This window comes from Streptococcus sp. LQJ-218 (assembly GCF_003428885.1).
GTDB lineage: Bacteria > Bacillota > Bacilli > Lactobacillales > Streptococcaceae > Streptococcus.
The window spans coordinates 41,877-62,198 of record NZ_QQRU01000009.1 but is presented as its reverse complement, the minus strand read 5'-3'; the positions used below and the strand labels follow the sequence as shown (position 1 = coordinate 62,198).

The 20,322-nt window shown below is 41.1% G+C and carries 14 protein-coding genes and 2 pseudogenes; 15 read left to right on the top strand and 1 reads right to left on the bottom strand.

Going from position 1 to position 20,322, the window contains the following annotated elements; all coding sequences use genetic code 11:
• Position 1: 1 nt before the first annotated feature.
• From msrB to D2908_RS08525, 10 genes and pseudogenes are all read left to right on the top strand, one after another.
• Complete coding sequence (gene msrB / locus D2908_RS08570) at positions 2-1,114, top strand: peptide-methionine (R)-S-oxide reductase MsrB (protein ID WP_117306376.1); 1,113 nt, start codon at positions 2-4, stop codon at positions 1,112-1,114.
• Positions 1,115-1,184: 70 nt separating this feature from the next.
• Positions 1,185-1,922 carry a response regulator transcription factor gene (locus D2908_RS08565; RefSeq protein ID WP_117306374.1) on the top strand — a complete coding sequence of 246 codons (738 nt, stop codon included), beginning with the start codon at positions 1,185-1,187 and terminating at the stop codon, positions 1,920-1,922.
• Positions 1,919-3,610: pseudogene (locus D2908_RS08560) on the top strand (sensor histidine kinase). Before D2908_RS08565 ends, D2908_RS08560 begins: the two are co-directional and overlap by 4 nt.
• 114 nt (positions 3,611-3,724) lie before the next feature.
• Complete coding sequence (locus D2908_RS08555; protein WP_165847483.1) at positions 3,725-4,288, top strand: TIGR01440 family protein; 564 nt, start codon at positions 3,725-3,727, stop codon at positions 4,286-4,288.
• Positions 4,289-4,290: 2 nt separating this feature from the next.
• Complete coding sequence (locus D2908_RS08550; protein WP_117306370.1) at positions 4,291-10,260, top strand: ZmpA/ZmpB/ZmpC family metallo-endopeptidase; 5,970 nt, start codon at positions 4,291-4,293, stop codon at positions 10,258-10,260.
• A gap of 75 nt (positions 10,261-10,335) precedes the next feature.
• A complete protein-coding gene (pabB, locus tag D2908_RS08545; protein ID WP_117306368.1) occupies positions 10,336-12,057 on the top strand; it encodes an aminodeoxychorismate synthase component I in 1,722 nt (573 codons plus the stop codon).
• Complete coding sequence (locus tag D2908_RS08540; RefSeq protein ID WP_117306366.1) at positions 12,058-12,675, top strand: alpha/beta hydrolase; 618 nt, start codon at positions 12,058-12,060, stop codon at positions 12,673-12,675.
• A gap of 49 nt (positions 12,676-12,724) precedes the next feature.
• A pseudogene (locus D2908_RS08535) lies at positions 12,725-13,411 on the top strand (N-acetylmuramoyl-L-alanine amidase family protein); the annotation flags it as partial.
• A 109-nt stretch (positions 13,412-13,520) separates the two neighbouring features.
• Positions 13,521-14,480 (top strand): ROK family glucokinase, encoded by a 960-nt coding sequence (locus D2908_RS08530; RefSeq protein WP_117306364.1) that lies wholly within the window; start codon positions 13,521-13,523, stop codon positions 14,478-14,480.
• A gap of 97 nt (positions 14,481-14,577) precedes the next feature.
• A complete protein-coding gene (locus D2908_RS08525) occupies positions 14,578-15,417 on the top strand; it encodes a thymidylate synthase (RefSeq protein WP_117306362.1) in 840 nt (279 codons plus the stop codon).
• 117 nt (positions 15,418-15,534) lie between these two features.
• Here D2908_RS08525 and D2908_RS08520 read toward each other — a convergent pair whose 3' ends face one another.
• Positions 15,535-15,705, bottom strand: a complete 171-nt coding sequence (locus tag D2908_RS08520) for a DUF3042 family protein (protein ID WP_049496579.1) — start codon at positions 15,703-15,705, stop codon at positions 15,535-15,537.
• Between the two features lie 129 nt (positions 15,706-15,834).
• Between D2908_RS08520 and miaA the strand changes: the two genes are divergently transcribed.
• Genes miaA through D2908_RS08495 form a run of 5 tightly spaced genes read left to right on the top strand, consistent with a single transcriptional unit; the run spans position 15,835 to position 20,286 of the window.
• The gene (gene miaA / locus D2908_RS08515; RefSeq protein WP_117306360.1) at positions 15,835-16,719 is read left to right on the top strand and encodes a tRNA (adenosine(37)-N6)-dimethylallyltransferase MiaA; all 885 of its coding nucleotides are present in this window, start codon (positions 15,835-15,837) and stop codon (positions 16,717-16,719) included.
• The gene (gene hflX / locus D2908_RS08510) at positions 16,712-17,950 is read left to right on the top strand and encodes a GTPase HflX (RefSeq protein ID WP_117306358.1); all 1,239 of its coding nucleotides are present in this window, start codon (positions 16,712-16,714) and stop codon (positions 17,948-17,950) included. The genes miaA and hflX overlap by 8 nt, the downstream gene beginning before the upstream one ends.
• A complete protein-coding gene (locus D2908_RS08505) occupies positions 17,943-18,566 on the top strand; it encodes a cystathionine beta-lyase (RefSeq protein ID WP_117306356.1) in 624 nt (207 codons plus the stop codon). The genes hflX and D2908_RS08505 overlap by 8 nt, the downstream gene beginning before the upstream one ends.
• A gap of 14 nt (positions 18,567-18,580) precedes the next feature.
• A complete protein-coding gene (rnz, locus tag D2908_RS08500) occupies positions 18,581-19,510 on the top strand; it encodes a ribonuclease Z (protein WP_117306354.1) in 930 nt (309 codons plus the stop codon).
• A 20-nt stretch (positions 19,511-19,530) separates the two neighbouring features.
• A complete protein-coding gene (locus D2908_RS08495) occupies positions 19,531-20,286 on the top strand; it encodes an SDR family oxidoreductase (RefSeq protein ID WP_117306352.1) in 756 nt (251 codons plus the stop codon).
• The last annotated feature ends 36 nt before the right edge of the window (positions 20,287-20,322 follow it).

The window sequence follows — 20,322 nt, the reverse complement described above, 5'->3', positions numbered from 1 at the left end:
CATGAATGATAAAGTAAAATGGTTTGTCTTGGCAGGAATCTTTTTCCTAGCCATAAGCGGTTTCTATTTTCTATTGATGCGAAATGCAGGGCAGACAAATAGCTCGCAAATTGAGAAAGCAGCAGTTAGCCAAGGAGGAAAAACAGTGAAAAAAACAGAAGTGAGTAAAGACGCAGATTTGCACGAAATTTATCTAGCTGGTGGTTGTTTCTGGGGAGTTGAGGAGTATTTTTCTCGCGTTCCCGGAGTGACAGATGCCGTTTCAGGCTATGCAAATGGTAGAGGGGAAACAACCAAGTACGAATTGATTAACCAAACAGGTCATGCGGAGACAGTCCATGTCACCTATGATGCCAATCAAATTTCTCTCAAGGAAATCCTGCTTCATTATTTCCGCATTATCAATCCAACCAGCAAAAATAAACAAGGAAATGATGTGGGAACCCAGTACCGTACTGGTGTTTATTACACAGATGACAAGGATTTAGAGGTGATTAACCAGGTCTTTGATGAGGTGGCTAAGAAATACGATCAACCTCTAGCAGTTGAAAAGGAGCCCTTGAAGAATTTTATAGTAGCTGAGGATTACCACCAAGACTACCTCAAGAAAAATCCAAATGGCTACTGCCATATCAATGTCAATCAGGCGGCCTATCCTGTCATCGATGCCAGCAAATATCCAAAACCAAGTGATGAGGAATTGAAAAAGACCTTGTCAGCTGAGGAGTATGCAGTTACTCAGAAAAATCAAACAGAACGGGCTTTCTCAAACCGCTACTGGGATAAATTTGAATCTGGTATCTATGTGGATGTGGCAACTGGCGAACCCCTCTTTTCATCAAAGGACAAATTTGAGTCTGGTTGTGGCTGGCCTAGTTTCACCCAACCCATTAGTCCAGATGTGGCTACCTACAAGGAAGATAAGTCTTACAATATGACGCGCATGGAAGTGCGGAGCCGGGTTGGGGATTCTCACCTTGGTCATGTCTTTACGGATGGACCACAGGACAAGGGTGGCTTACGTTACTGTATCAATAGTCTTTCTATCCGCTTTATTCCCAAAGACCAAATGGAAGAAAAAGGCTATACTTATTTACTAGATTATGTTGATTAAAAGGTCTTTCCTAAGCAGTTAGAGGAGAATTTTGCTATACTGATACTAGTAAGTGGCAAAGGAGAGAAGCATGACCTACACAATCTTAATCGTAGAAGATGAATATCTGGTAAGACAAGGCTTGACTAAACTGGTCAATGTAGCAGCCTACGATATGGAAATCATCGGTCAGGCTGAAAATGGAAGACAGGCTTGGGAATTGATACAAAAGCAGGTGCCAGATATTATTTTAACCGATATCAACATGCCCCAGCTAAATGGCATCCAGTTAGCCAGTCTGGTCCGAGAAACCTATCCTCAGGTGCATTTGGTCTTTTTAACAGGCTACGATGATTTTGATTATGCTCTTTCTGCTGTCAAACTCGGTGTGGACGACTACCTGCTCAAACCCTTTTCTCGTCAGGACATTGAGGAAATGTTGGGGAAAATCAAGCAAAAGTTGTACAAGGAGGAGAAAGAAGAGCAGTTACAAGATTTATTGACCGATCAATTTGAAGGAAACATGGCTCAGAAAATCCACTCCCATCTAGCTGATAGCCAATTTAGTTTAAAGAGCTTGGCCAGTGACTTGGGCTTCAGTCCGACTTATTTGAGTTCTTTAATCAAGAAAGAGTTGGGTTTGCCTTTTCAGGATTATCTGGTGCGAGAACGTGTCAAACAAGCCAAGCTTTTGCTTTTAACTACCGATCTGAAGATTTACGAGATAGCCGAAAAGGTTGGTTTTGAAGATATGAACTACTTTACCCAACGTTTTAAGCAGATTGCAGGTGTGACACCTCGTCAGTTTAAGAAGGGAGAAGGTCGATGAAGCGTTCTTCTCTCCTAGTCAGAATGGTTATTTCCATTTTTCTGGTCTTTCTCATTCTCCTAGCTCTGGTTGGGACTTTCTACTATCGATCTAGTTCATCAGCTATTGAGGCCACCATTGAAGGCAATAGCCAGACGACTATCAGCCAAACTAGCCACTTTATCCAGTCTTATATCAAAAAATTAGAAACCACCTCGACCAGTTTGACCCAGCAGACGGATGTCCTAGCCTATGCTGAGAATCCCAGTCAAGACAGAGTAAAAGGAATCCGCGATCTGTTTTTGACTATCTTAAAGGCAGATCAGGACTTGAAAGCTGTTGTGCTGGTAACCAAGTCTGGTCAACTCATTTCTACAGATGACACTGTGCAGATGAAAACATCTTCAGATATGATGACTGAGGATTGGTATCAAAAGGCCATTCATCAGGGGGCTAAGCCAGTTTTGACCCCAGCTCGTAAATCAGACAGTCAGTGGGTCATTTCTATTACGCAAGAACTTCTTGATGCAAAGGGTGCCAATCTGGGCGTGCTTCGTTTGGACATTTCCTACGAAACTCTGGAAGCCTATCTCAATCAACTCCAGTTGGGTCAGCAGGGCTTTGCTTTTATCATCAATGAAAACCATGAATTTGTCTACCATCCTAAACACACCGTTTATAGTTCGTCTAGCGAAATGGAGGCCATGAACCCCTATATTGAGACAGGGCAGGGCTATACTCCTGGTCACAAATTCTACGTCAGTCAGGAAAAGATTGCAGGTACTGATTGGACGGTGCTTGGCGTGTCATCACTGGAGAAGTTAGACCAGGTTCGGAGTTAACTCATGTGGACCTTGCTTGGGGCTAGTGTCACATCTCTTCTTGTCTGTCTCTGTTTAGTGTGGTTCAGTCTCAAGCGCTGGATTGCTCCTCTGAATGACTTGAGAGAAACCATGATGGAGATTGCTTCCGGGAATCAGAATCTCCGTGCCAAGGAAGCGGGTGCCTATGAACTGAGAGAAGTGTCTCGTCAGTTCAATGCCATGTTGGATCAGATTGATCAGCTGATGTCAGATATTCGCAGACAGGAAGAAACGACCCGTCAGTATCAACTTCAAGCCCTATCGAGCCAGATTAACCCCCATTTCCTTTATAACACCTTGGATACCATCATCTGGATGGCTGAATTTCAGGATAGTCAGAGAGTGGTGCAAGTGACCAAGTCCTTGGCAACCTATTTCCGCTTGGCGCTCAATCAAGGCAAGGACTTGATTTGCCTGTCTGACGAAATCAATCATGTCCGCCAATATCTCTTCATTCAGAAACAACGTTATGGGGATAAGCTAGACTATGAAATTATTGAAAATCCTGCCTTTGATCATCTAGTCTTGCCTAAGTTAGTGCTACAACCCCTAGTAGAGAATGCTCTTTACCATGGCATTAAGGAAAAGGAAGGTCAGGGACATATTAAAGTTTCTGTCCAGAAACAGGATAGGGGATTGGTCATATGCATTAAGGATGATGGAGTTGGCTTCCAACATGCTTCTGATAGTAGTCAAAGTCAACTCAAACGTGGAGGAGTTGGTCTTCAAAATGTTGATCAGCGACTTAAACTTCATTTTGGAGAACATTACCAGATGAAGATCGTTTCTACCCCTTTAAAAGGAACGACGGTTGAAATATACATAAATAAAATAGAAACTAGTTAACTCCCAGTTCATTCTGGGAGTTTTATGCGTAATTGGGCAAGCTTTCAAGGTTGTCTATCTTGCTAAAACGTAGAAAAAACGATATGATAGATAATGACAAAAGAGGTATCAAGTATGAAGGAAAAAGACATTCAAAGAGACACAAGCCAGATTGTAAAAGATGTATTAGAAAAAGCCAATTTGAAGCAGGGATCTATCTTTGTTTTGGGCCTATCTTCTAGCGAGGTGATAGGTGGTCAGATTGGCAAGGAATCCAGCCAAGAAATTGGGGAAATTATTGTGAAGACCATCCTAGATATCTTAGAGGAAAAAGGAATTCATCTAGCTGTTCAAGGTTGTGAACATGTCAATCGGGCCCTCGTTGTTGAACGTCAGGTGGCAGAACAGTTTGGTCTGGAAATGGTCAGTGTCCTTCCTACTCTTCATGCAGGAGGTTCGGGTCAGTTGGCAGCCTTCAAATTTATGCAAGATCCAGTTGAGGTAGAATTTATCAAGGCTCATGCTGGATTGGATATCGGAGATACTGCAATTGGCATGCATGTCAAGCATGTTCAGGTTCCGATTCGCCCTCTTTTGAGAGAGATTGGACATGCCCATGTAACGGCGCTTGCTAGCCGTCCAAAATTAATCGGAGGTGCGCGTGCGCACTATCCACAAGATTCTATCAGAAAGTCGTGAGAATGAAAAAAACAAAACAACAACTAGAAAAAATCACCAAATATTCGATTCGCAAGCTAACTGTTGGGGTAGGTCCTGTAGCCATCGGGGCCTTCCTTTTTGGTGCTAGTACCCTTTCAGTAGATAAGGTACAAGCCAATGAAGTCAGTGATTCTCATAGTGTTCATTACCGTTATTTGGCGGAGCAGGAATTGACCGAGTCTGAAAAAGCCTTGATTCATCATGAGGTTCCAACAGAATTTCAAGATGATGATATTCTCTATGTAGTTTATCGCAAAAAGGCAACTACCAGTCAACAACTTCCTTACACAGGAAGTAAAGAACTAGCCTTGGCAGGACTTGGCTTAGCAACGGCCTCGCTAGCAGTCTTTTTGGTGTCCAAAAAAGGTCGCAAAGAGGTCCTAGGTGTTCTCTTGATTGGTTCTTTAGGAGCCAGCACTTTTGTACCTTATGGGGCATTTGCGTTTGAAAATAAAGAATTGCTTTCTTATAATCAAACTATTTCGGCCTCTACACATGAGGGCTTGGCTGAAGGGATTATCCACATTGATGGCTATGAATACATTGGCTACTTCAAAGAAGCAGAACTCCATCCATCAAGACCAGCTTCAGCTGAGAAGCCTCAGTTGCCAGTAGAAAAGCAAAGTTCAAAAGAAATCGAGAAAACAGAAGTCGTTCAAGAAACACCTGCTGTTGCTCCGGAACCTGCTATCGAAAAACCTGTGACACAAGCTCCAGTTGCTCCTGCTCTTGAAGAAAAACCAGTTTCTGAGAAGCCTCAGACTAGACAGGAAGAGAGCTTGGTAGAGATTCCGTTTGAAACAGTCACAAGCCCAGATGCGAATCTAGCAGAAGGACAGACTCGTATCGTCACAGCCGGAGTAAATGGTCAGCGCCGTCTTGTAACTAAAGTATCCATGGTTAATGGTCAAGAAGTTAGAGAAGTCGTTGAAGATCAAGTAGTCCAAAATCCTGTGTCGCAAGTCATTGTAGTCGGAACGAAGAAAGTTGGGCAACCTGCTCCAACTCCAGTACCACAAGCTGAACCAATGCATCAAGTAGCAAAAGGTACACAAGAGGAAGGCAAAGAAGGCCAGGCTTTAATACAAGCTGAATTGCCAGAGGCTCCAGTTGAAACGAAGGGAACTCAAGAGGAAGGCAAAGAAGGTCAGGCTTTAACACAGCCAGAATTGCCAGAGGCTCCAGTAGAAGCAAAAGGCACCCAAGAAAAAGGTAAGACAGGTCAGGCTTTAACACAGCCAGAATTGCCAGAGACTCCAGTTGAAGCGAAGGGGACTCAAGAGAAAGGCAAAGAAGGCCAAGCACTAACACAAGCTGAGTTACCAGAAGCTCCAATTGAAGTAAAAGGTACCCAAGAGGAAGGTAAAGAAGGCCAAGCCCTTGTACAAGATCAGTTACCTGAGTACAAAGTAACTGAGGGAACCCTTGTTGAAACATCGACTACAGACCTAGACTACAAAACTGAAACGACTGAGGATCCAACCAAGTATACGGATGAAGAAACTGTCGTAAGAAATGGTGAAAAAGGTAGTCAAGTTACTAAAACAACCTATAAAACAGTAGAAGGTGTTAAAACGAACCAAGTTCTTTCAACTAGCACAGAAGTAACCAAGGAACCTGTAAATCAACAGGTAAGTCGTGGGACAAAACCAATTGAGGGAACTCTTGTAGAAGAAAGTCTTGAAAAGATTCCATTTAAGGAAGTTGTTAAAGAAGATGACCAACTGAAAAAAGGCATAGAAGTTGTAGCTCAAGAAGGTAAAGAAGGTCAGAAAAAAATCACCAAGACTTTTAATACCATTAAGGGAGTTAAAACAGAGGACGCTCCAAAAGTTACAGAGGAAATCCTTGAGGCACCTCAAGACAAAATTTTGAAACGTAGTACCAAGACTTTTGAAAAACCAGTATTGACTATCACAGCAGTTGAACCTAAGGATTTGAAGCGTACTTCAGACGTTAAATACAGTCTAGAAAATCCAAGTAAGGCAGCTATTAAATCTATCACCCTAACTCTGAAAAAAGGTGATGAGATTGTCAAAACCATGAATGTTTCACCAGATGACTTGACAACTACCCTGACAGATTTGCAGTACTACAAGGATTATAAACTTGAAACGAAGATGGTTTATAACCGTGGTGAGGGTGATGAGGAAGAAGTTCTGAAAGAAGAACCGCTAAGAATTGACCTCAAAAAAGTTGAAATAAAAAACATCAAAGAAACAAGCTTGATGAGTGTAGATGCTGACGGTAATGAAACAGATACTAGTTTACTGACAGAAAAACCAACTGATGTTGCTCCGCTTTATTTACGAGTGACCACTCATGATAACAAAATAACAAGACTTGCTGTTGACAAGATTGAAGAAGTAGAAAAAGACGGAAAAACTTTATACAAAGTCACTGCAAAAGCACCTGATTTGATTCAACGGAATGCTGATAACACACTTAGCGAAGAGTATGTTCATTATTTTGAAAAACAAAAATTAAAAGAAGGTAATGTTTATTATAACTTCAACGAACTTGTAAAAGATATGAAAGCTAACCCTAGTGGTGAGTTTAAACTTGGTGCAGATCTAAATGCAGCCAATGTACCTACACCAAATAAAGAGTATGTTCCAGGTACATTTAAGGGTAAGTTATCAAGTGTTGAAGGGCAACGTTATTCAATCCACAATATGGGTCGTCAACTATTTGGTGGTATTGAAGGTGGTTCTGTAAAAGATGTTAATTTAGCTAATGTTGATATCAACATGCCTTGGATTGACAATATTTCTGCACTTGCTAGAACTGTTAAAAATGCTACGGTTGAAAATATTAAAGTAACTGGAAGCATTCTTGGAAGAGATGGAATTGCTGGTATTATTAATAAAGGAGATACGGGAGCTCAATTAACAAATGTTGCATTTATCGGTAATCTTACTGGTGTTGGTAACAGAGGTTGGGATTTCGGTGGTATTGCCGGAGAACTTTGGAAAGGTAATATCGATAAAGCTTATGTAGATGCTAATATGGTAGCTAATAAAGCGCGTATCGGTGGTCTTGTTGCTAGAACGGACAACAGTGGTGACCCTAATGGAATCGGTAAATACGGAGCTGTCCGTAATGCTGTTACAAAAGGAATTATTAAAGTAAAAGATCCTGTTGAAACAGGTGGATTCATCAGTAAAAACTGGGCATGGGGTAAAGTTGCTGACTCTGTGTCTATGATGAAAGTGGAAAATGGTGAAGTGTTCTATGGATCTAAAGATATTGACGAAGATGGTGGTTACTTCTCAAACAATGCATTAGAACGTAACTTCATCGTGAAAGATGTAAGTACAGGTAAGCGTTCATTCAGATTCTCTACTTCTGATAGAATTAAAGAGGTATCTCAAGAAGAAGCAGATAAGAAGATTGCAACATTAGGAATTACAGCTAATGATTATGTTATCAATCCTCTTGTTTCAGATACACTAAATAATGTAAAACCAAAAGCTGACACTTACAAAGATACTCAGGATTACGATGCGTCTCGTGAACTTGCTTACCGTAATGTTGAAAAACTTCAGCCATTCTACAATAAAGAGTGGATTATAAACCAAGGAAATAAGTTAGCCACTGATAGTCCATTAATGACTAAAAAAGTATTGTCTGTAACTGCAATGAAAGGTAATGACTTTGTTACAGACCTTACAGATGCTGACCATATTATGGTTCATTACGCAGATAAGACAAAAGATATCTTTACAATTTCACCGAAAGAATCTAAGGTTCAACAAGTTCGTGAATATAGTATTGAAGGATTAGGTGATATTGTATATACACCAAATATGGTTGTTAAAGAGAGAACACAATTAATCAACGATATTAGAGCTAAATTATCTTCCGTTGAATTATATTCTGATGAAGTACGTAAGATCCATGGTGATCCGAAAATGTTATACTTAGATGAAAACTTCAAAGAAGTAAAAGATAACCTAGATGCATTTGTAAAAGCTTTAGTTGAAAATGAAGATCACCAACTGAATACTGACCAAGCAGCTCAACGTGCATTAGTTAAAAAAGTTGAAGATAACAAAGCTAAGATTATGTTAGCTCTGGCTTACTTTAACCAATACTATGGAATTAAATTTGATAGATTAAATATCAAAAATATGATGACATTCAAACCTGATTTCTATGGTAAGAACGTTAACGTGCTTGATAGATTAATTCGATTTGGATCAAATGGGGATAACCTAAAAGGTGATCGTTCTCATGACACATTTAATCGTTTATTAGCCGGTGATACTGGTAAAGCTAACTTACATGAGTTCTTGAAATACAACATGGAACTATTCACTAATGATACTGATATGAACACTTGGTTCAAGAATAACATTGCAGAGAACGCTTATGTTGTTGAGAAACAATCATCAAATCCAGATTTCGCTAATAAGAAACATAAATTATATGAAGTGATTAATAACGGACATCACGGACGTTATATCTTACCACTTCTAAACTTGAAGAAAGCTCATATGTTCTTAATTACAACCTATAACACCATTGCGTTTAGTTCATTTGAGAAATACGGTAAGAACACAGCAGAAGAACGTGAAGCGTTCAAGAAAGAAATCGACTTACGTGCACAAGAGCAGATCAATTACTTAGACTTCTGGTCTCGCTTAGCTGCTGATAATGTACGCAATAAGTTACTCAAGAGTGAAAACATGGTTCCATCTGCGATTTGGGATAACCACTTCGCACCAGACCTTGGTTGGGTAGACCGTATGGGACACACTAAGAAGGGTGACTTCGCTCCAATTCGTGAGTTTTATGGCCCAACTGATAAATGGCACGGTAACAATGGTATGGGGGCATATGCTTATATTTTCCAAGATCCACAACCACAAGAAGCTGTATACTATATCTTATCTAGTTTAATCAGTGACTTCGGTACATCTGCATTTACCCATGAAACAACACACATCAACGACCGTATGGCGTACTTAGGTGGATGGCGTCACCGTGAAGGAACCGACGTTGAAGCATTTGCTCAGGGTATGTTACAATCACCATCAGTCTCAAATCCAAATGGTGAATATGGTGCCTTAGGATTAAACATGGCATATGAACGTCAAAATGATGGTAACCAATGGTATAACTATAATCCTAATATGTTAGATAGTCGTGAAAAAATTGATCATTATATGAAGAATTATAATGAATCAATGATGATGCTTGATTACTTAGAAGCTGATGCGGTCATTAAGAAAAATGAAGGAACCAATGATAAGTGGTTCAAGAAAATGGATAGAGAATGGCGTTCGAATGCTGATCGTAACAGTCTAAAAGGTGAACCACATCAATGGGATAAACTTCGTGATTTAAATGATGAAGAAAAAAACATGAAGTTAACAACGATTGATCAATTGGTAAACAATAACTTTGTTACCAAGCATGGAATGCCAGGTAATGGACGTTACCGTTCGGAAGGTTTCGATTCTGCTTATCAAACCGTTAATATGATGGCAGGTATCTATGGTGGTAATACAAGTAGAAGTACTGTAGGTTCTATTTCATTTAAACATAATACATTCCGTATGTGGGGTTACTTTGGTTACCTTGATGGTTTCTTAGGATACGCTTCTAATAAATATAAAGATGCTGCTAAGAAAGAAAACAACGGTTATGTTGGAGATGATTTCATCATTAAGAAAGTTTCAAATGGAAGATTCCAAAACTTAGAAGAATGGAAATCTGCTTGGTATCATGAAGTTCATGAGAAAGCTCAAAAAGGCTTTGTTGAAATTGAAATTAATGGGGAGAAAATTTCAACTTATGCAAGACTTCAAGAATTGTTTGATGAAGCAGTTGAAAAAGATCTCAAAGAGAATGGATCTGGAAATACAGTTAGTCTGAAAGAGAAAGTTTATAAACAACTTCTACAAAAAACGAATGGATTTACTGGAGATTTGTTCTCTAAATAGTTGATAGGATTAATTGAATAATAAAAAGGTAGATCAGTTTTGTCTGAATCTGCCTTTTTATGCTATACTTGAAATATGCATAGAAAAACAGTGATTGATTTTAGATCTTTGGGGGAGAGATACACCTTTACCCAGCCGATTAAAGAGTTAAAAACGAGAGATTTAGCAGAAGTGGCAAACTTGCTGGCACAAGTGGAGAGCTACCAAGAGCAAGGCTATTACGTGGTGGGCTATGTCAGCTACGAGGCTGCACCTGCTTTTGAGGAGAAATTAGCAGTTCACAAGGCACCTTTATTGGACGAGTATTTGCTTTACTTTACTGTTCACGATAGGGTGGAAACTTCCCCTATTCCTCTGACTTATGATAAGATTGATCTGCCTTCAAAGTGGCAGGAAGTAACGTCTGCAGAGGACTATGAAAAGGCGATTGCCCAGATACATCATCATTTGCGGCAGGGAGACACCTATCAAGTCAACTACACCGTCCAACTCAAGCAAGACTTAAGTGCTAATCCTTTTGCCATCTACAATCGCATGGTGGTTGAGCAGGAGGCTGGTTACAATGCCTATGTTGAACATGATGAGATGGCAGTGATTTCCATGAGCCCAGAGCTCTTTTTTGAGCAAGATGGTCGCGAGTTGACAACGCGACCAATGAAGGGAACGACTCAGCGTGGAGTGACTGACCAAGAAGACCTTGCCCAAGCTAGTTGGTTGGAGCAGGATCCTAAAAATCGGTCTGAAAATATGATGATTGTGGACCTCTTGCGCAATGATATGAACCGTATTTCCGAAGTGGGAAGTGAGCATGTGGAGCGTCTGTGTCAGGTAGAGCAGTATTCGACTGTCTGGCAGATGACTTCGACTATCAAGAGTCGGTTGCGAGAGGAAGTTGACCTTGTTGAAATCTTCCGTTCTATCTTTCCTTGTGGATCCATAACAGGAGCTCCGAAAATTGCGACTATGGAAATCATTAAGGACTTAGAGCCCCAACCACGTGGAGTCTACTGTGGAACGATTGGTCTTTTGCTTCCAAATGGGCGACGGATTTTCAATGTGGCCATTCGGACCATTCAACTGCATCAAGGGAAAGCTATCTATGGAGTTGGCGGAGGCATTACATGGGATAGCACTTGGGAATCTGAATACCGCGAGGTTCATCAAAAGGCAGCTGTTCTCTATCGTAAACAGGCTCGTTTCAAACTGATTACAACTGGAAAAATCAGCCAGAAGTGCTTGCTGTTTGAGAATCAACATATAGAAAGGCTGAGAAAAGCTAGTCGGTATTTTGCCTTTCCATTTGATTCAGAAAACTTGAAACAAAAAATAAAAGAAGAGTGTCAGGCTTGTGATGCTAATCAAGATTACCGCTTGCGTATTTCTCTTAGCAAATCTGGAAAGATAGAACTCAGTCGTCAAGTATTGGAACCTCTTAATCCGACCTTCTGCCAAGCAAAACTTTGTCTTCAGGAGGCGAATTTACAACAAGCCTTTACCTACTTCAAAACGACTCACAGACCGCATTTGAGCCTAGGGGAACAAGAGAAAATTTACCACAATAAGTCAGGAGAACTGCTTGAAACCTCTATTGGAAATTTGGTTCTGAAAATTGCTGGAAAACTCTACACACCGCCTATCGAACTTGGGATCTTGCCAGGAATTTATCGTCAACATTTGCTGAAAATAGGACAGGTAGAAGAGAAAACCTTGACCTTGGCAGATTTAGCCCAAGCAGAAGTTATTTACGGCTGTAATGCAGTGAGAGGTTTATATGAGCTAATCATACAGGAGAACTAGATGAAACTGATATTTTTGCACGGGCTAGGGCAGTCAGCAGAGAGTTGGAAAGAAGTTCGGAATCTACTGACAGATTATCCTTCTGAGGCTATCGAGTTATTTCCTTCTGAAGTTAGCAGCTATCAAAAGGCCAAGGAGCGAGTTTATCAGCAACTATCTAAAAAGACAGAACCTTTTGTTTTGGTTGGATTGTCCTTAGGTGCTGCCCTGGCACTAGAACTGTCTAGTTACGATTTGCCAAATCTCCGAGCTTTGGTTCTATCAGGATGCCCACTAAAATTAGCAGGGAATATCCTATTTTATCTTCAGTTGCTGATATTTAAATTACTTCCCAAAAGAGTATTTGAAAAACAGGGAGCAGACAAAGCTCTTATGGTCGAAGTTTCTGAGGAATTGAAGACACTTGATTTAAGAGAGATTGTACGGAATTGTCCCCATCCAAGCTTGTTAATTTGTGGTAGTCAGGATAAGCCTAATCTCAGTTCAATGAAAACTATTCAAGAACTGATGCCAAATTCTCAGTTTCAGATTATCCCTGATGGTCCTCATGTCTTGAATGAGGTTAAACCAAAAGAGTTTGCTGAACAGATTAAATCTTTCCTTGAATTGCTGAAATAAGTTTGATAAAATAATATTGAAATCGATAACATCCTTATAGGAGAAAGAAATGAACAAACGTCTATTTTTAAAAATGAGTCTGGCTACCTTGCCAGTTTTAGCCTTGTTTTCACAACCAGTGTTAGCAGAAGAAAACATTCATTTTTCTAGTTGTAAAGAAGCCTAGGCGAATGGATACGCAGATATTCACGAGGGAGAACCTGGTTATTCTGCCAAGTTAGACCGCGATCATGATGGTGTGGCTTGCGAATTGAAAAATGCTCCAAAGGGTGCCTTCAAAGCAAAACAATCAACGACAGCTCAAACTAACACAAGTTCAGCAACAACAAGTGGTTGGGTTAAGCAGGATGGTGCTTGGTATTACCTTGATGGAAATGGAAATCCAGTGAAAAATGCTTGGCAGGGAAGCTATTACCTGAAAGCTGATGGGAAAATGGCACAGAGTGAATGGATTTATGACTCTTCTTATCAAGCTTGGTATTACTTGAAATCAGATGGTTCTTATGCAAAAAATGCATGGCAAGGAGCTTACTATCTTAAATCAAACGGTAAAATGGCCCAAGGTGAGTGGGTTTATGACTCTTCTTACCAAGCCTGGTATTACTTGAAATCAGATGGTTCATACGCTCGCAATGCATGGCAAGGAAATTACTATTTGAAATCAGATGGTAAAATGGCTAAAAATGAGCGAGTTGATGGAGGCCGTTACTATGTAGATGCTTCCGGTCTATGGAAACCATAAGTAAGGATAAAATCTAGAAAGTTAATGCAAACCTTTGCACTGATTGGCAGATTTTGTTATACTAGTAGTGTAAGCATTTTCAATTAAGAATAAGGAGAAGACGATGAGTCAAAAGATTATTGGGATTGACCTTGGTGGAACTTCTATCAAGTTCGCTATTTTAACGCAAGAAGGAGAAATCCAAGAAAAATGGTCTATTAAGACAAACATTTTGGATGAAGGAAGCCATATCGTAGACGAAATGATTGAAACGATTCAACACCGATTGGGCTTGCTTGGATTGTCTGCTGAAAATTTCCGTGGAATTGGTATGGGGTCACCTGGTGTGGTTGACCGTGAAAAAGGGACTGTTATCGGTGCCTACAACTTGAACTGGAAAACTCTTCAACCAATCAAAGAAAAAATGGAAAAAGCCTTGGGGATTCCATTCTTTATCGACAATGACGCCAACGTGGCAGCTCTTGGTGAGCGTTGGATGGGTGCTGGTGACAACCAACCAGATGTTGTCTTTATGACACTTGGTACAGGTGTTGGTGGCGGTATCGTAGCAGAAGGTAAATTGCTTCACGGTGTTGCAGGTGCTGCTGGTGAACTTGGACACATCACAGTTGACTTTGACCAACCAATCGCATGTACTTGTGGTAAAAAAGGCTGTCTTGAGACAGTAGCTTCAGCGACAGGTATCGTTAATTTGACTCGTCGTTACGCAGATGAATACGAAGGCGATGCAGAGTTGAAACGCTTGATTGATGACGGAGCAGAAGTAACAGCTAAAACTGTCTTTGATTTGGCAAAAGAAGGAGACGACCTTGCTTTGATCGTTTACCGTAACTTCTCACGTTACTTGGGAATCGCTTGTGCTAACATTGGTTCAATCCTAAACCCATCAACAATTGTTATCGGTGGTGGTGTGTCAGCTGCGGGAGAATTCCTTCTACAAGGTGTTCAAAAAGTCTACGACGAAAATACTTTCCCACAAGTACGCACATCAACAAAATTAGCTCTTGCAACACTAGGAAATGACGCTGGAGTTATCGGAGCAGCATCACTTGTATTACAGTAAAATAAAAAAGGAGAAAATTGCTTTCTGTAAGCGAGTGATTTTCTTCCTTTCTTTTTTTATGCTATACTAGTTAGGACAATAAATGAGGTGAGAGAGAATGACAAAAGCAGATACAATTTTTAAAGAAAATATCGAGCGAATCTTGAATGAAGGTGTCTTTTCTGAGCAGGCGCGTCCTAAGTACAAGGATGGAACGGTAGCTAACTCCAAGTACATCACAGGGGCCTTTGCAGAGTATGATTTGTCTAAGGGTGAATTCCCCATCACAACTTTGCGTCCTATCGCTATTAAATCAGCTATTAAAGAAGTGCTTTGGATTTACCAAGATCAATCAAATAGTCTGGAAGTTCTAAATGATAGATACAATGTTCATTATTGGAATGACTGGGAAGTGGGAGATACAGGGACAATCGGCGAGCGTTATGGGGCTGTGGTAAAGAAACACGACATCATTAACAAGATTCTCAAACAGTTGGAAGCCAATCCTTGGAATCGCCGCAATATCATATCGCTCTGGGATTATCAAGCTTTCGAAGAAACAGAAGGGCTGCTGCCATGCGCCTTTCAGACCATGTTTGATGTCCGCCGTGTTGATGGAGAAATCTATCTGGATGCGACCTTGACTCAGCGTTCGAATGACATGCTGGTCGCCCACCACATCAACGCTATGCAGTACGTAGCTCTTCAAATGATGATTGCCAAGCATTTTGGCTGGAAAGTTGGAAAGTTTTTCTACTTTATCAATAACCTCCATATCTATGACAATCAATTTGAACAAGCTCAGGAATTGCTTCGTCGTGAGCCTTCAAATTGCCAACCACGTTTGGTCTTGAATGTACCAGACAAGACCAATTTCTTTGATATTAAAGCAGAGGATTTTGAGTTGGTAGATTATGACCCTGTCAAGCCACAGTTGAAGTTTGACCTAGCTATTTAATATTCTTCGAAAATCTCTTCAAACCAGGCTCGATTCCTAGTTTGCTCTTTGATTTTCATTGAGTATAAAAGAATAGAAAAAGAAGTTGAGACAATGAATCCCAACTTCTTTTATTTCTTAACGTGATACGCGGCGACGAGCTGCTTTCTTACGGTTTTCTTCGATGAAAGCTGTTTTTTGCTCTTCTGGTTCAATCACTTTCTTTTTGAAAGTGTATACTGCACCTGCAACGGCAGCAACAGTTCCTGCTACACCTGTTACAAGACCTTTACCAAATCCTTTAGCCATGAGTCTTCCTCCTTTATATTTTCAATCAGCCAGCCTCCTCAAGAGGTCACATTTTTCTGACTGACCTTTTTGTGTTATAATAGTTATAATAATAGTAACGAAAAAATGGAAATTTTTCAAGGAAAAAAGATGAAAATAAAAATAATTGTGATTGTTGGACCGACTTCAGTTGGAAAAACAGCCCTAGCCATTGAAGTTGCAAAGCGTTTTAATGGTGAAGTGGTTAGTGGCGATAGCCAACAAGTCTATCGAGGGCTAGATATCGGAACGGCAAAGGCTAGTCAAGAAGAGCAGGCAGCTGTTCCTCATCATTTAATCGATGTTAGAGAGGTAACCGAGTCTTACTCGGCTTTTGATTTTGTTTCAGAAGCCAAGTTAGCTATTGAGGATATTCACAGCCGTGGCAAGCTTGCTATTATCGCTGGTGGGACTGGACTTTATATCCAGAGTTTGCTAGAAGGTTATCACCTGGGTGGGGAGACCCCCCATGAAGAGATTTTAGCCTATCGAGCTAGCTTGGAGCCCTATACAGATGAGGAATTAGCTCATCTGGTAGAGCAAGCAGGCCTTGAAATTTCTCAGTTTAATCGTCGTCGTGCCATGCGTGCCTTGGAGATTGCTCATTTTGGTCAGAATTTGGAAAATCAAGAGACCTTATATGAACCACTGATTATTTGTTTGGATGATGAACGTAGTCAACTTTATGAACGTATCAATCACCGAGTGGACCTGATGTTTGAAGCTGGACTTCTAGACGAAGCTAAGTGGCTCTTTGACCATTATCCAGATGTTCAGGCTGCTAAAGGGATTGGTTACAAGGAACTCTTTCCTTATTTTCGTGGAGAGCAGTTTTTGGAAGAAGCTAGTGACAGCCTAAAACAGGCAACTCGCCGATTTGCCAAGCGTCAGTTGACCTGGTTCCGTAATCGCATGCAGGTGACCTTTTATCAGATTGGAGAAGCTGGTGTGCAAGACCGCATTTTAAGCCGGATAGAGGAGTTTTTAAATGATTGAAACGGAGAAAAAAGAGGAGCGGGTCCTGCTGATTGGAGTTGAACTCCAGGGCATGGATAATTTTGATCTCTCCATGGAAGAATTGGCCAGTCTGGCTAAGACGGCTGGTGCAGTTGTAGTCGATAGTTACAGACAAAAACGTGAAAAATACGATTCCAAGACCTTCGTCGGTTCTGGTAAGTTGGAAGAAATAGCTCAAATGGTGGACGCAGAAGAAATCACGACAGTCATCGTCAATAACCGTCTGACACCTCGACAAAATGTTAATTTAGAGGAAGTTCTCGGTGTTAAGGTCATTGACCGTATGCAGTTGATTTTGGATATCTTTGCCATGCGAGCTCGAAGCCATGAAGGGAAGCTCCAAGTCCACCTAGCCCAGCTCAAATACCTCTTGCCTCGTTTGGTTGGTCAAGGGATTATGCTCAGCCGTCAGGCAGGGGGGATTGGTTCCCGTGGTCCCGGTGAAAGTCAGCTGGAGCTGAACCGTCGTAGTGTTCGCAATCAGATCACAGATATCGAGCGCCAGCTCAAGGTGGTTGAGAAAAATCGGGCGACAGTCAGAGAAAAACGTCTGGAATCGAGCACCTTTAAGATTGGTTTGATTGGTTATACCAATGCTGGTAAATCAACCATCATGAACACCTTGACTAGCAAGACCCAGTATGAGGCTGACGAGCTTTTTGCGACTCTGGATGCGACGACTAAGAGCATCCATCTTGGTGGCAATTTACAGGTAACCTTGACAGATACCGTTGGATTTATTCAAGACCTACCAACCGAATTGGTGTCCAGTTTTAAGTCGACTTTGGAAGAAAGCAAGCATGTGGACCTTCTGGTTCATGTTATCGATGCTAGCAATCCTTACCACGAAGAGCATGAAAAAACAGTTCTTTCCATCATGAAAGACTTGGACATGGAGGATATTCCTCGCCTGACCCTTTATAATAAAGCGGATTTGGTGGAGGATTTCACACCTACTCAAACGCCTTATGCCCTCATTTCTGCTAAATCCGAGGATAGTCGTGAAAATTTGCAGGCACTATTTTTAGAGAAAATCAAGGATATTTTTGAAGCCTTTACCTTGCACGTGCCTTTTTCTAAGTCTTACAAGATTCATGATTTGGAGAGTGTTGCTATCCTAGAAGAACGTGACTACCAAGATGACGGCGAAGTCATCACAGGCTTCATTTCTGAGAAAAATAAATGGAGATTAGAGGAATTTTATGACTGATATTAAAACGTTGGCTCTAAAATATGGAGGCTATACAAGTCTAGACAAGGTCTATCTGGATCAGCTTTTAGCTGGTAGGTCTGACGAGGAACAGCTAGCCCTTATCACTCCTCCACCCAGCGTAGTGAATGCCTACTTTGCAGAACTTTACCAGAAAAAGAGTCCCGAGGCTGCGACCGATTATTTTGCGGAAGTCAGTAAAGAATTAAACCTCTACAATGCTGAGCCAAATTTCACGGAAGAAAGCAAACCCTTTATTCGGCTTAATCTGTCTGGTAAATCCTTTGGTTTTTGCTACGAGAAAGAAGGACTTGGTCGGATTTTCTCTGAACACAAGGAAACCATTACAGATGAATTACTCTTTGAAATTGCGCAAATTTTTCCTCATCAGCTAGTTTTTGAGGAGTCTGGGAAAATTTACATGAAGGCTGTCGGGGACGAGGAAGTTGTTAATGTTGAAAATCTCACAGCTTTGACAGATTTGGAAACCTTGGCAGATGGAAGAAAGCGACTCAAAGGCTACAGCCAAGAGGATTTACTACAAGAAGCTAAAGCTTTTTCTGGCAAATTTTATTACCGCTCGGAAAATAGAACTGCTATGTTATATATTGATTAATTAGAAAGTATCGAATGGATATTCAATTTTTAGGAACGGGGGCTGGTCAGCCCTCTAAAGCCCGCAACGTTTCAAGCCTTGCCCTGAAACTCTTGGACGAGATTAACGAAGTTTGGCTCTTTGACTGTGGAGAAGGAACGCAAAATCGCATTCTGGAAACGACAATTCGACCACGAAAGGTCAGCAAAATCTTTATCACCCACTTGCACGGAGACCACATCTTTGGCTTGCCAGGTTTTCTTTCTAGTCGTGCCTTTCAAGCTAATGAAGAGCAGACAGATTTAGAAATTTATGGCCCGCAAGGGATCAAGTCCTTTGTCTTAACCAGCCTTCGTGTGTCAGGTTCGCGCCTGCCTTACCGTATTTATTTTCATGAGTTTGACCAAGATTCTCTAGGAAAAATCCTTGAGACCGATAAATTCGTTGTGTATGCAGAGGAGTTGGATCACACTATTTTCTGCGTTGGTTACCGTGTCATGCAAAAGGATCTTGAGGGAACCTTGGATGCTGAAAAACTCAAGGAGGCTGGCGTCCCATTTGGCCCACTTTTTGGAAAAATCAAAAACGGTCAGGATGTGGTTCTCGAAGATGGGACTGAAATTAAGGCAGCTGACTATATCTCAGCGCCACGTCCTGGTAAGATTATCACTATTCTGGGTGATACTCGAAAAACCAATGCCAGTGTGCGTCTGGCTGTCAATGCAGATGTCCTAGTTCACGAATCGACTTATGGCAAGGGTGATGAAAAAATTGCTCGCAACCATGGTCACTCTACTAATATGCAGGCAGCGCAGGTGGCAGTAGAAGCAGGAGCTAAACGCCTCTTACTCAACCATATCAGTGCCCGTTTCCTCTCAAAAGATATCAGCAAGCTCAAGAAAGATGCTGCTAGCATTTTTGAAAATGTCCATGTGGTTAAAGACTTGGAAGAAGTGGAAATCTAAAAGTTTGAGAAAGGAACAGTATGTCTACTATTCTCATTACCGGAGCTAGTGGTGGTCTAGCCCAAGAAATGGTCAAACTTCTGCAAAATGACCAACTCATCTTGCTTGGTAGAAATAAGGAAAAATTAGTCCAACTCTACGGCAACCATCCCCATGCAGAATTGATTGAAATTGATATTACCGATGATTCAGCCCTAGAAACTCTGGTAGCAGACCTCTATCTCCGTTATGGCAAGATTGATGTCTTGATAAACAACGCTGGTTACGGGATTTTTGAGGAATTTGACCAGATTTCTGACCAAGATATTCATCAGATGTTCGAGGTCAATACCTTTGCCCTGATGAACCTGTCTCGTCGCCTTGGAGCTCGCATGAAGGAGAGAGGAAAAGGCCATATCATCAACATCGTCAGCATGGCAGGTTTGATCGCTACTGGCAAGTCTAGTCTCTACTCAGCCACTAAGTTTGCGGCCATTGGTTTTTCAAATGCTCTGCGCCTCGAACTCATGCCCTATGGAGTCTATGTGACAACAGTCAATCCAGGTCCAATCCGCACAGGATTTTTTGACCAGGCAGACCCAGATGGCAGCTATCTCAAGTCTGTTGACCGATTTCTCTTAGAACCAGATGCAGTGGCTAAAAAGATTGTCAAGATTATAGGAAAAAATAAACGAGATCTTAATCTTCCTGTTTTGTTGAACTTAGCCCATAAGTTTTATACTCTCTTTCCTAAGCTAGCTGATAAGTTGGCAGGGGAAACTTTTAATTATAAATAAAAAGAACCAATATGCAGGTTGTTGCTAGCCTACATA